The following is a 12,138-nucleotide window of genomic DNA, read 5'->3' on the forward strand; positions in this document are numbered from 1 at the left end:
GTTATCTTAGATTTTTCCGATTTCATTGGCTGCTTTATCCATACTTTTATCATAAGCCTGAATAACCTTCTGATTGGCCTCAAACGATCTGTACGCTTCAGTCATTTCCGTATAGGCGCTTGTCACATCTACGTTTGAAAGCTCAGAGACGCCTTGTTTTAATGAATAGGATACCTGGTTATTACCGGCTGCGCTTGGCAGATCATTGCCGTCCGCCGTGCTGTACAGATCATTGCCGTCCCGTTTCAGATTGCGGACATCCTCCGCCATTCTGACATCAATCTGGCCGGCTGTCCGTCCGTTCGTTGTCACAGAACCGTTTTCAGACACAGAGAAACTTTCATTATCAACAGTGATCGGCTGGCCATCCGTCGATAAAATAGGGCGTCCGTTGATCGTCAGCTGATTATTCTCATTTAGTGAAAAAGTGCTGCTTTTTGAATAACGGATTCCATCCGCTGTCTGAACCGGGTAAAAAAGAGCCGCGTTTTCATTGGTTTCCGTATTAACCGGAACTTGATTTTCGACCAATGTGATGTCTGTAGGCTGATCTGTGGATTTCAGGCTTCCCTGTGTGAAAAGAGGCTTAAGCTCCTGCATATACACACCGGTATTTACGGAACCGATTTCCGTCCTTGATGTTCCGGCCGGAGATTTTGATTCTATTCTGCTGAGCAGCATCTCAGGGAACGCGCGCATAGAGCCTTGATCTGCTTTATATCCCGATGTATTTGCGTTTGCAATGTTATTTGAAAGCATTTCCGTTCTCCGCTGCTGGGCAATCATTGCGGATGTTGCTGTATATAATCCTTTTAACAAATTTCCCACCTCTAAAATGGCATTTTTTTCAGTTGTCATATAGGAACGTTCGTTCTATAATAAAAATCAGTATTTTATCCTATTATCGTCATATCTCATCCATTCGTGAAGGCTTTTTCATAAAAAAACCCCATTCTTTTTCAGAATGAGGTTTGTGAAATCAGCTTAGTTTGCGTTTAGGAAGCTTGTCCATATTATCAAGCATGACACCTGTGCCGATGGCTACGCAATCCATAGGATTTTCAGCGACGAGCACCGGTACCTTCAGCTCTTCAGCAAGCAGCTGGTCGAGGCCGTTTAAGAGCGCGCCTCCGCCGGTAATAATAACGCCGCGGTCAATAATATCAGCAGAAAGTTCAGGCGGTGTTCTTTCAAGCACTTGTTTCGCAGCCTGCACAATAACAGCGACAGATTCACGAAGGGCTTCTTCAACTTCTTTACTGTTTACTGTAATTGTTCTTGGAAGACCGGAAACCATGTCCCGTCCGCGAATGGAAATTTCTTCGTGACGTGCGTCTGGGAAAACCGTTGCGACTTTAATCTTAATATCTTCTGCAGTACGTTCGCCAATCAGCAGCTTGTACTCGCGTTTGATGTAATTTAAGATTTCCATGTCAAACTTGTCCCCAGCCATTTTAATAGAAGAGGAGGTGACAATATCGCCCATTGAAATAACCGCGATATCCGTCGTCCCGCCTCCGATGTCTACAACCATGTTACCGCTTGGCTGGAATATTTCCATACCCGCGCCGATAGCGGCAACTTTAGGTTCTTCTTCCAGGTACACATGTTTACCGCCGCTTTTTTCTGCGGCTTCTTTGATTGCTTTTTGCTCAACTGATGTAATATTCGTCGGGCAGCAAATGAGCATGCGCGGTTTTGAGAACAAGCCTTTTACATTCAGCTTGTTAATAAAATGTTTCAGCATTGCTTCTGTTACTTCAAAGTCAGCAATAACTCCGTCTTTCAGCGGGCGAATCGCAACAATATTCCCAGGTGTACGTCCAACCATTCGTCTTGCCTCTTCGCCAACCGCCAGCACTTTGCCGCTGTTTTTATCAAGTGCAACTACGGAAGGTTCATTCAGAACTATTCCTTTACCTTTAACATGGATCAGTACATTTGCAGTACCGAGGTCAATACCAATATCCCTTGCAAACATCTATTTATATCCTCCTTGAAAATCTGTTTCACAGTAAATATCCACATTGTGCCCTAATTATATATATTATCATAAAATATAGAAAAAAAGTTGGAAGCGCATTAAGTTCTTTACAAATTTTTGCGGATGTTTTATGAACGATTTCAAGAAGACAATGCCAACTGATAACAGCTGGTAATTACGATTGCTGAACAGGCTCTCCTTCGAGAATTTCATCTTTTTTATATTTGAGTTTTGTCGCTTCTCCTCCTCTTAAATGCCTGATGGATTTATGATAATCGAGTATTTCTTTCACTTCGTTTGCCAAGTCAGGGTTAATTTCAGGCAGACGCTCTGTTAAATCCTTGTGTACTGTACTTTTGGAAACACCAAATTCCTTCGCAATGACACGAACGGTTTTCTTTGTCTCCACGATGTACTTCCCTATCTTGATTGTTCGCTCTTTGATGTAATCGTGCACACCACTCGACCTCCCTAAAATGGATGTGAGAAGTGTGAAATGAGATCCGTATTCTGTAAAGAGTCATTCATTATGCCGCTTCTTCGTTGTATGGTTTTAAAAGTAAGTTTGTGAAATATGCCCACGATCCCTCACCTCAAACACTCTCTTTGTTAGGTTTGTAACAGTGTATTAGCATTCTGGTGGGAATATGCTAAAAACTCAATAAGGACAAGGGGTGAAACGAACTTTTTCGGCTTTAGCCAACTATTTCGCGTCACTAAATTTTTATCTTTACATCCATTCACCGCTCCTGTAAAATGAAAAAAGCAATTAGTTACTTAGGTAAGTTTTTTAGAAGGAGAACGAAATGACCTACGTCAACAGACACCTCATTCATCAAATCAACCAAAGCGCCCGCCTGATTGCCAAGAAAGCCAATGAACAGCTGGAGCCATTCGGCCTTTATTCATCTCAATGGTCAGTTTTATATTGTTTGCGTACGATCGGACCAATGACTCAAAAAGAGATTTGGTCCTATTTAAATGTGGAAGCGCCGACTGTGACACGGACGATCAAACGTCTGGAGGAAAACGGTTGGGTACAGAGACGGCAAGGTGAAGACAAACGGGAAAAACTTGTTGTCCTCACAAAAGAAGCCGAGAAAAAATACGAAGAAATCAATGTGAAAATGCTGAAATTCGAGGAAGAACTGCTTGCAGATTTCCGGGATGAAGATAAGGAAGCTTTTTCTCATTTATTTCGCATGTTTTTACAACAATGAAAATAAGGAAGTGACATACATTTGAAAAAAACGGATACGATATGGACCAAGGATTTTATTATGGTCCTGCTTGTCAATTTATTTGTGTTTGTGTTCTTTTATACATTTTTAACTGTACTGCCGATCTATACGCTTCAAGAGCTTGGCGGCACAGAATCACAAGGCGGGCTTTTAATCAGCCTGTTCCTTCTGTCAGCGATCATTACACGGCCTTTCTCCGGAGCCATCGTTGAGCGTTTCGGGAAGAAAAGAATGGCAATTGTCTCAATGGCGTTATTCGCCCTTTCTTCTTTTCTGTATATGCCGATTCATAACTTTTACCTGCTGCTTGGCTTGCGGTTCTTCCAAGGAATTTGGTTCAGCATTTTAACGACTGTTACAGGTGCAATTGCAGCGGATATTATTCCGGCCAAACGCCGCGGTGAAGGGCTTGGATACTTTGCCATGTCTATGAACCTCGCCATGGCAATCGGGCCTTTCCTTGGATTGAACTTGATGAAGGTCGTAAGCTTCTCTGTATTCTTTACAGCCTTTGCGCTGTTTATGGTTGCAGGCTTGCTTGTTTCGTTCTTGATAAAGGTGCCCCAAAACCAAAACAGCGGCACGACTGTATTCCGTTTTTCGTTCTCGGATATGTTTGAAAAAGGCGCACTTAAGATTGCGACGGTCGGTTTATTTATTTCTTTCTGTTATTCAACTGTCACAGCGTATTTGTCTGTATTCGCCAAATCAGTTGATCTTTCGAATATCAGCGGATATTTCTTTGTTTGCTTTGCGGTGACAATGATGGTTGCACGCCCGTTCACAGGGAAATTGTTCGACAAAGTCGGACCGGGAATTGTCATTTACCCATCTATCTTGATTTTCTCAGTGGGGCTCTGCATGCTGTCCTTCACACACAGCGGCTTAATGCTCCTTCTTTCAGGAGCGGTTATCGGTCTCGGATACGGATCAATCGTTCCTTGCATGCAAACATTGGCGATCCAGAAATCTCCCGCGCACCGCTCAGGTTTTGCAACGGCAACGTTCTTTACCTTCTTTGACAGCGGAATTGCTGTAGGATCGTATGTTTTTGGATTGTTTGTAGCATCTGCCGGCTTCTCTGCCATTTATTTATCAGCGGGGCTGTTCGTTCTGATTGCTCTGCTTCTCTACGCATGGAGCCAGAAAAAACCTGTTGAGGCTGAAGGAAAAGTGTCTATTGCAGAATAACGCTCAGACTGCCGGGATTTGCCGGCAGTCTTTTTTTGCATATAAAAAGCGGCATCCGCTCCGTTGAACGGAAGAGAACGCCGCTTATGGCATATTATTCAATGACCGGCCGTGCAGGTGAATCTGGATCTAACGTAAAGTCATAGGACTCTTCATCACGATACATCGGATCGGCATAAATGGATCGCTGATCGTTATTGGTTGCTTTTCGATACGATGAAAATGAATCGTATTCATTCTTTTTCCACATCCATATGCCGTCTTGATCCGCTTCCTTATGGTACACGTTATGATTGACCGTATTCCCTTCATTTTCTGTAAAATCGTTTCCGATAAATAATCTGGAATCACTGGCCGTCAATATATTCTTTTCAATTGTGTTGTTTTTCGCATCGTACTGCAGCAGCAGTTGTCCGCCATACAGCCCCTTTGTGTCATTCCGGTACATAATGTTGCGGGCAATCAGAGAATTGCTGGTGCCGCCCCGCTTTTTGTCATATCCTCCGATTGAAATACCGGTGTATGCATTGTTGTACACTTTGTTGTCTGTTATCTGAATAGCAGTTGCATATTTCCCTTTGTGTTCAGACGTTGCTTCAATCCCAATATCGTTATCGTAAACTGTGTTTTTCTTAATATCGATACTGTGTCCGCCATCAACATATATCCCGCCCGCTGAGTAATCATCTCCATAAGCTGGGTTTCCGTAAGTCGAGTTTTGATAAATTGTATTGTTTTCTACGACACCGTTTCGCACATAATCGTTTTTGTCTGCGGTTCCCTCATAACCGATAAGATCAATCCCGATGTTGTTATTGTTGCGGACCACATTGCCCGCAATGGTGAAGCCGTCAATATTTCCGTTCAGCACAACCGCCTCACTCGCTCCAAGCGTCAGATTCTCAACCGTATTGTCCTCGATTTGAATATCTTTCATGCTGCCAGTCCCATAGACTGCGATTCCGTGGGCATTTCCTTCATCTGCTGTTGTCTTAATATCGCGGATATGATTATTCTTAATGCCAATATGACTGCTGGAGCCTGACACATAAATCCCCATAGCAGTTGCTTCCTCAGATGAAACAGAAAGATCTTGAATCGTTAAACCGCTGATGGCAATGTCGTGTTTATCGTGAATATGAATGAGCGGTGTTTCATATTCTGCGCCCGCAATGGATTCGCCGCTAATCACGACTTTTTCATTTTCATAGTTTCGGAATGTGATAGGCTTTCCGTCCGCCCCGCTGTGCTCTACAAAAAGTGTTTCATGATACGTGCCTTCCCGAATCATGACAGTTGTGCCGGCGGCAGCCTCCTCTGAAGCATGTGCCAGTGTACGAAACGGCTTGTCTTTTGTCCCTTCATTTTGATCACTGCCATTTGGCGAAACATATAGGTAATCTCCGGACCCTTCCTCATTCGCTCTTGTCTTATCAAAAACGAAAGCGAGGATAACAGACGTTAAAACACCTGCCAACAGAAGAAAGTACAATTTTCTCATATTCGATTCCCATTTCGTTTTAGGATAGATTTCTAAAACAATTATAAATGTTCTATTTATGGAAAACCATTTCAAAAATATGAAAATATACCGTGTAATAGGTCTTATTCAGCTTGGCGAACCTGCCCAGATTCAAACGTTTCAATCGCCGATGATGCCGGCGGATGCACACGCATCAGAACAATATAGAAAAGAAATGAAATCAGCACACCTACAAACCAGGAAATATCGTACAAGCCCTTCAATGCAGGAACATACATGCCAATCAGCGAGATGATCGCACCCAAAATCGTGGCTGCGAACGCACGGTAATTATAGCCTTTACAATACACATACCGCCCTGTTTCGGAATACAAGTCATCTATCGAGAGCTCACGTTTGCGAATGATAAAGTAATCAGCCATCATCACGCCTGCCACCGGACCAAGCATGCCGCCTATTAAGCCGAGAAACGCATATACGCTTGTCGCACTCTCCATCAGCTTCCACGGAACCGTAAATAAAGCGAGCAACGCAGTGATAAAACTGCCGCGTTTGAAATTAATATATTTCGGCAGGGCATTCGCTATATCATAAGCGGGTGATACGATGTTCGCCGCGACATTTACAGAGATCGTGGCGATGCAGAGCGTAATCACGGACAATACAATAACGTATGGGTTATCAAACCTCGCCAAAATATCGACAACATCCCAAATCGGTTCTCCGAACGCGACCTGCGAGCCGGAGGTCACCGTAATACTGGCGAACGCGAACAGCGCGAAGGTTCCCGGCAAACCGTAAAATTGCCCTTTGATTTGCTCTTTTTGTGTTTCAGCAAACCGTGTGAAATCAGGTATATTTAAGATTAATGTCGCCCAGATGCCAATGATGCCCGTAACTCCGGCAGCAAACGGCCAGAACGTCTCTGAAAACGTATGGAACTTTCCTGGCTGAGAATAGATCGGCCCCAATCCCCCAGCAATATCAACGGCCCACCACACCATGCCGCCAAATACCAGATACACTAAAGGACCTGCCCATACCTCAAAGCGTTTAATCGATTCCATGCCGTGATGCAATACGAGTAAATGAATAGCCCAAAAGAATACAAAAGAAAGCAAACCAGACAAGTGAATGCCGAGGATGTTCCACTCACCGCCAATCCCCCCCCAGCCCGGCCACATATTCAAAAGCAAGATGTTCAGCGCCGTACTTCCTGCAAAGGTCTGAATGCCAAGCCACATGATTGCTGTAAACGCCCTTAGAAGCGCGGGGATATTCGCGCCGTATATTCCGTAAGAAGCACGGATGATCACTGGAAACGGCAGCCCGTATTTTGTCCCCGCATGGCCGTTTAAGGCCAGAGCGCCAAACAAGATAAGCGATGCCGTAATAATGATCGCAAGCACCTGCCAAGGAGAAAGTCCGATCGCAATTAATCCGCCCACCGTTGCGTAAGTCGGTATATTATGTATACATCCCATCCAAATGGAGGCAAAGTTCATTGCTTTCCATGTCCGTTTCTCCTGTCCTAACGGCAGCAGATCTTCATTGCTCAGTCTGTTGGATTGATGCTGGCTCTCTTTTAATTTCATAGCCGGCTCCCCTTTCAATATTGTCTGTTTTTCCGTCATATGTTCAGTTTTCTGACATTTGATGTCACTTAATATAACTGAAAAATCAGACAATAACATTGGCTATGTTATACAATTTTCCTATTTCTATTTGAACACCCTAAACAAGAAAAAGAGACAGACTCAGCGCCTGCCTCTTTTCTCATGATGCAGTTTTCATTAATGCAGCAAATCTCACAGCCATTAACAGGCTTGCTCCGCCCGCTATGATCATGATGATTCCCATCATATCAAAATGAGCTGCCGTGATTTCTTTTCCAAAAAGAAGACCAAGGATCACCGAAGACAAAATCGATCCTAAGTAACGGCAGGTTTGAAACAGACCCGAAGTCGTTCCTACCATGTTGGAAGGGCTCGTTTTCAGCATCGCTGCCTGCAGCGCGACATTTCCAAGTCCGTAGCCTATACCCAAGATTGACAGGATAATGCCTTTCCCGATAACCTGTGCGTTGATAAAAAAAATGGTTAGGAGCACGGCTCCGGCCGTCATCAGAAGCGCACCTGCAAAGATCGGCTTGACGACGCCTGATCGGTCGATCCATTTGCCCGTAATAGGTGACACTACGATGCTCATTCCAGACATAAACAGCATAAACAGACCGCTCGTTTGAACAGAGAGATGCATTTCATCCTGAAAATAACTCGGCAGCCCAAAAAATAAACAATAGAAGAAAACATTCAGTAAAATAAACTGAACATAAACGGCTGACAGGTTTCGTTGTGTTTTAAACAGACGGACATCAATGAATGGCTTATCTGTTTTCAGCTCATGCCAGACAAATCCTCCGAGCAGTAGCACGCCAAGCACACCTTCAACCGGATGTGGCGACGTGCTAAACGAAAGAAGAAAAGATAGAAGCAAAATGATTCCTCCGGCAAATAAAACAACGCCAAGAATGTCGAGCTGCCGAATGATTGTTTTGACTCCTGCCCCTTTTTCCTGGTCTTTCGGGAACATATACATGCCCAATAAGAAGCTGAGGATAATAAACGGCAAATTGACGATAAAGATCGCCGGCCATCCGCCCCACACAATCAAAAAACCGCCGACAGTCGGTCCGAGCGCCGTCATGGCAGACGCAAAAATAGAGAGCACAGCCAAGGCTGATGCCTGCCGCTCATGAATATGACTCCGAATCAGCCCGACTCCCGATGGATAAATCGCACTGCTCCCTACCGATTGAAACAGCCTCATGACCAATAATGTCATAAACGTTGGCGCAAACGGTGCCCCGATGGCAGAAACCGCAACAAGAATGAGCCCGAATAAAAACAAGCGTTTCCGCCCGATCAAATCACCGAGTTTTCCCGTAACGGGCTGAGCCACGGCACTCGCCAGATAAAACGAGGAAATCAGCCAGGAAACCGTTGTAAACGACAGATGAAATTCATGCTGAATACTATGGAGCGCAAGAGAAATCATAGACGAGTTCAGCGGATTCAGCATCGTCCCTGAAGCCACCGCTGTTAAAAAAACAGCACGGCTTTTTTTCGATATCATCATTTCACTTGTCTAAGAAATTCTTCCGTTGTCCGCGATTTACCGATTCTCGGGAAAATAAATCGCAGTGTGGCTTCATGCTCTTCCTCGCTGAACGTGGACATGGCATCTGTAATAAAAATCTGCTGATAGCCAAGCTGGAATGCCTCGCGCGCTGTGCTTTCCACCCCAATATTCGTCGCGATGCCGCACAATACAATCGTGTCAATGCCGCGGCGTCTCAGCTGCAAATCTAAATCCGTTCCGAAAAAAGCACCCCACTGCCGTTTTGTCACAGTATAATCTCCATCCTGCACTCCGATTTCCGGCACAATTCAGCCCAGTCCGCCGGCATTTCTCCTGAACCTCCCTGCGCAGGCTCATCTGTTTGCGGCTTCAGCGCATCCGCTCCGTCATGGAAGGCTACATTCACAAAGCTGATAAACCCGTTATGTTTCCGAAATTCATCTACGAGTTTTTTCGCATTTGGGACAACCTGTCCGCTTTGATCAATCGGCACAATTCCCTTCTGTAAATCAATGATAACCAATGCTGTTTTTTGAAAATCAAAGTTGAGTGTATTCATCATACGTCTCCTCCTGATGCTGTTAGTGTTTCTCCCATTGCATATTTTACTCTTCACTCTGCTTAAGTTCTTTTATTTAGCTTGTGAAACTCTCAGAAGGAGCGCTTTTCTCATGACTTTTCTTTTATGTAATAGTAACAGGTCGTGCATACGAACAGACCGGCAAGCACTGTAATCATAAGGGGTGTCATCGCTTCATCACATGCCCGCCGTTTAACGGCTCCTGTCTGAAAATGCCCATGAATTTGCGGCGATCCACCCAAAGAAGGATGAGACACATGACCATTAATATCGTGCTAAGATCCTGCACGCCAATATTAAAACAATAGTTAATCAAGACGATGTTCACAATAATCGGCATAAAAACAACTGCCCCTAATGCAGATGTTCGCGGAATCAGTAATAAGACAGCTGCAAGGATTTCACCGAAACCTATAAACAGTTCATAAACATGAGAATAACCGAAAAATGTCCACGCAATGGTAAACCCCTTCCCAGCAGCTGCCTCGATTTCAGGCGTCACCTCGCCAAACTGGCCTATCACCACTTTCGCCAGGCCGTACACGAAAAAATTAAAGGCTAAAAACAATCGGAACGTCGCCGGAATCGATTTACTTACCGCTCTCCTCAGCCTGCCCCTTTTATTCATAACGAATCTCCCCTTAGTGTATTATTTGAGTTAGTACACTTAATACAGTATAAAACATTCTAATAAATGTAAATCCTCATTTCTGCTCATACGGACGGCTCCTTTTATAGATATAAAGTCTCATATCGTAAAAACGCCATTTTCCATTCATTACATCCCTCGATATCATTCCCTAAAAAACCATGTGAGGAAATCTCACACGAGAATGTTTTATCATTCTTTTTTCTCTATAATGAAGAAATATAATAATTCTGAAAGATACGGAGGAATGAGACATGCAAATGGGCGATACAGTTTTTATGTTCTTTTGCGCTTTACTCGTGTGGCTGATGACCCCGGGATTAGCGTTGTTTTATGGAGGAATGGTAAAAAGCAAAAATGTGCTGAGCACTGCAATGCACAGTTTCTCTTCCATTGCCATCGTTTCCATCGTTTGGGTGCTGTTCGGATACACACTTGCCTTCGCACCAGGCAATTCAATTATTGGCGGATTGGAGTGGGCTGGTCTGAAAGGGGTCGGATTTGATCCCGGGGATTACAGCGATACCATTCCCCACTCATTATTTATGATGTTCCAAATGACGTTCGCCGTTCTGACTACAGCCATTATCTCCGGGGCTTTCGCAGAGCGGATGCGATTCGGCGCTTTTCTTTTATTCTCGGTTTTATGGGCTTCTTTGGTTTACACGCCGGTTGCGCACTGGGTATGGGGCGGCGGCTGGATCGGCCAGCTTGGCGCGCTTGATTTCGCCGGCGGCAACGTCGTTCATATTTCCTCCGGTGTGGCCGGCCTTGTTCTCGCTATTGTGCTCGGCAAACGGAAAGACGGCACAGCATCTTCTCCGCACAACCTCATTTACACCTTCTTAGGAGGGGCTTTGATTTGGTTCGGCTGGTTCGGTTTTAACGTCGGCAGCGCCCTGACCTTAGATGGTGTGGCCATGTACGCCTTCATCAACACAAACACTGCCGCAGCAGCCGGGATTGCCGGCTGGATCTTGGTAGAATGGATCATTAACAAAAAACCGACGATGCTCGGAGCGGTATCTGGCGCAATCGCCGGGCTTGTGGCGATTACGCCGGCTGCCGGATTTGTCACACCGTTCTCTTCCATTATTATTGGCATCATTGGCGGAGCGGTTTGTTTCTGGGGCGTATTCTCGCTTAAAAAGAAATTCGGATACGATGATGCGCTCGATGCCTTTGGCCTGCACGGCATCGGCGGTACTTGGGGCGGAATCGCAACAGGATTATTCGCGACAACCTCTGTTAATTCAGCGGGTGCGGACGGCTTATTCTACGGGGATGCAAGCTTAATCTGGAAACAAATTGTAGCCATTGCCGCCACTTATGTTTTTGTATTTATTGTCACTTTCGTTATTATTAAAATTGTAGGCCTCTTCCTTCCCCTTCGCGCAACGGAAGAAGAAGAATCACTTGGGCTTGACTTAACAATGCACGGGGAAAAAGCATATCAAGATTCTATGTGAGGAGTGACGCTATGAGCGGTCAAATGTTCAAGGTGGAAATTGTAACGCGTCCGGCAAATTTTGAAAAGCTGAAGCAGGAACTGGGAAAAATCGGAGTCACCTCTCTGACCTTCTCTAATGTTCACGGCTGCGGCCTTCAAAAAGCACACACGGAGCTTTATCGAGGGGTAAAAATAGAAAGCAATGTATATGAACGTTTAAAAATTGAAATCGTGGTCAGCAAGGTTCCTGTTGATCAAGTGACTGAGACCGCTAAAAGGATTCTGAAAACGGGATCACCGGGTGACGGTAAAATATTCGTCTATGAAATCAGCAATACAATTAATATCCGCACCGGCGAGGAAGGACCTGAAGCACTGTAATTGCCTTGAAGAGATTCGGAATCCGGATCTCTTTTTTT

Annotated in this window: 12 protein-coding genes and 1 pseudogene; 4 read left to right on the forward strand and 9 right to left on the reverse strand. The window is 44.7% G+C overall.

Annotation, left to right across the window (positions count from 1 at the left end; all coding sequences use genetic code 11):
* Positions 1–6: 6 nt before the first annotated feature.
* The 4 genes from flhO to M0696_RS18495 form a co-directional block, all read right to left on the reverse strand.
* Complete coding sequence (flhO, locus tag M0696_RS18480) at positions 7–819, reverse strand: flagellar hook-basal body complex protein FlhO (RefSeq protein WP_248602259.1); 813 nt, start codon at positions 817–819, stop codon at positions 7–9.
* Positions 820–979: 160 nt separating this feature from the next.
* On the reverse strand, positions 980–1,981 hold the full coding sequence (mbl, locus tag M0696_RS18485; protein ID WP_003227776.1) for a cell shape-determining protein Mbl: 1,002 nt from the start codon (positions 1,979–1,981) through the stop codon (positions 980–982).
* Between the two features lie 178 nt (positions 1,982–2,159).
* Positions 2,160–2,441 carry a sporulation transcriptional regulator SpoIIID gene (spoIIID, locus tag M0696_RS18490; RefSeq protein ID WP_003221804.1) on the reverse strand — a complete coding sequence of 94 codons (282 nt, stop codon included), beginning with the start codon at positions 2,439–2,441 and terminating at the stop codon, positions 2,160–2,162.
* 14 nt (positions 2,442–2,455) lie between these two features.
* Positions 2,456–2,566 (reverse strand): protein usd, encoded by a 111-nt coding sequence (locus M0696_RS18495; protein ID WP_010886628.1) that lies wholly within the window; start codon positions 2,564–2,566, stop codon positions 2,456–2,458.
* A gap of 224 nt (positions 2,567–2,790) precedes the next feature.
* Between M0696_RS18495 and M0696_RS18500 the strand changes: the two genes are divergently transcribed.
* Both M0696_RS18500 and M0696_RS18505 read left to right on the forward strand, forming a co-directional pair.
* Positions 2,791–3,204: a MarR family winged helix-turn-helix transcriptional regulator gene (locus M0696_RS18500; RefSeq protein WP_003235672.1), complete on the forward strand. Its 414-nt coding sequence runs from the start codon at positions 2,791–2,793 to the stop codon at positions 3,202–3,204.
* 21 nt (positions 3,205–3,225) lie between these two features.
* The gene (locus M0696_RS18505; RefSeq protein WP_248602260.1) at positions 3,226–4,416 is read left to right on the forward strand and encodes an MFS transporter; all 1,191 of its coding nucleotides are present in this window, start codon (positions 3,226–3,228) and stop codon (positions 4,414–4,416) included.
* A gap of 94 nt (positions 4,417–4,510) precedes the next feature.
* On the opposite strand, the gene M0696_RS18510 is transcribed toward M0696_RS18505, so the two are convergent.
* The 5 genes and pseudogenes from M0696_RS18510 to M0696_RS18530 all read right to left on the reverse strand — a co-directional run bounded on the left by M0696_RS18510 (position 4,511) and on the right by M0696_RS18530 (position 10,248).
* Positions 4,511–5,917, reverse strand: coding sequence for a right-handed parallel beta-helix repeat-containing protein (locus tag M0696_RS18510; protein ID WP_248602261.1), 1,407 nt, complete (start codon positions 5,915–5,917; stop codon positions 4,511–4,513).
* Between the two features lie 104 nt (positions 5,918–6,021).
* The gene (gene pucI / locus M0696_RS18515) at positions 6,022–7,494 is read right to left on the reverse strand and encodes an allantoin permease (RefSeq protein WP_248602262.1); all 1,473 of its coding nucleotides are present in this window, start codon (positions 7,492–7,494) and stop codon (positions 6,022–6,024) included.
* A gap of 181 nt (positions 7,495–7,675) precedes the next feature.
* Positions 7,676–9,034, reverse strand: a complete 1,359-nt coding sequence (locus tag M0696_RS18520; protein ID WP_222142460.1) for an MFS transporter — start codon at positions 9,032–9,034, stop codon at positions 7,676–7,678.
* Positions 9,034–9,602 (reverse strand): annotated as a pseudogene (locus M0696_RS18525) (isochorismatase family protein). The gene M0696_RS18520 and the pseudogene M0696_RS18525 overlap by 1 nt, the downstream one beginning before the upstream one ends.
* A gap of 184 nt (positions 9,603–9,786) precedes the next feature.
* Entirely contained in the window at positions 9,787–10,248 is a 462-nt protein-coding gene (locus tag M0696_RS18530) for a hypothetical protein (RefSeq protein ID WP_248602263.1), read from the reverse strand.
* A 275-nt stretch (positions 10,249–10,523) separates the two neighbouring features.
* On the opposite strand from M0696_RS18530, the gene amtB reads away from it, so the two are divergent.
* Positions 10,524–11,738, forward strand: a complete 1,215-nt coding sequence (gene amtB / locus M0696_RS18535) for an ammonium transporter AmtB (protein WP_003235687.1) — start codon at positions 10,524–10,526, stop codon at positions 11,736–11,738.
* Positions 11,739–11,749: 11 nt separating this feature from the next.
* Entirely contained in the window at positions 11,750–12,100 is a 351-nt protein-coding gene (locus M0696_RS18540; protein ID WP_222142189.1) for a P-II family nitrogen regulator, read from the forward strand.
* Positions 12,101–12,138 lie beyond the last annotated feature (38 nt).

The organism is Bacillus rugosus (assembly GCF_023238245.1).
Lineage (GTDB): Bacteria > Bacillota > Bacilli > Bacillales > Bacillaceae > Bacillus > Bacillus rugosus.

What these genes read in the sequence shown, in the direction of transcription:
- M0696_RS18510 (WP_248602261.1), bottom strand. Translation starts at nt 5,917, where the DNA reads ATGAGAAAATTGTACTTTCTTCTGTTGGCAGGTGTTTTAACGTCTGTT.
- amtB (WP_003235687.1), top strand. Translation starts at nt 10,524, where the DNA reads ATGCAAATGGGCGATACAGTTTTTATGTTCTTTTGCGCTTTACTCGTG.
- M0696_RS18530 (WP_248602263.1), bottom strand. Translation starts at nt 10,248, where the DNA reads ATGAATAAAAGGGGCAGGCTGAGGAGAGCGGTAAGTAAATCGATTCCG.
- pucI (WP_248602262.1), bottom strand. Translation starts at nt 7,494, where the DNA reads ATGAAATTAAAAGAGAGCCAGCATCAATCCAACAGACTGAGCAATGAA.
- M0696_RS18520 (WP_222142460.1), bottom strand. Translation starts at nt 9,034, where the DNA reads ATGATATCGAAAAAAAGCCGTGCTGTTTTTTTAACAGCGGTGGCTTCA.
- M0696_RS18540 (WP_222142189.1), top strand. Translation starts at nt 11,750, where the DNA reads ATGAGCGGTCAAATGTTCAAGGTGGAAATTGTAACGCGTCCGGCAAAT.
- M0696_RS18500 (WP_003235672.1), top strand. Translation starts at nt 2,791, where the DNA reads ATGACCTACGTCAACAGACACCTCATTCATCAAATCAACCAAAGCGCC.
- mbl (WP_003227776.1), bottom strand. Translation starts at nt 1,981, where the DNA reads ATGTTTGCAAGGGATATTGGTATTGACCTCGGTACTGCAAATGTACTG.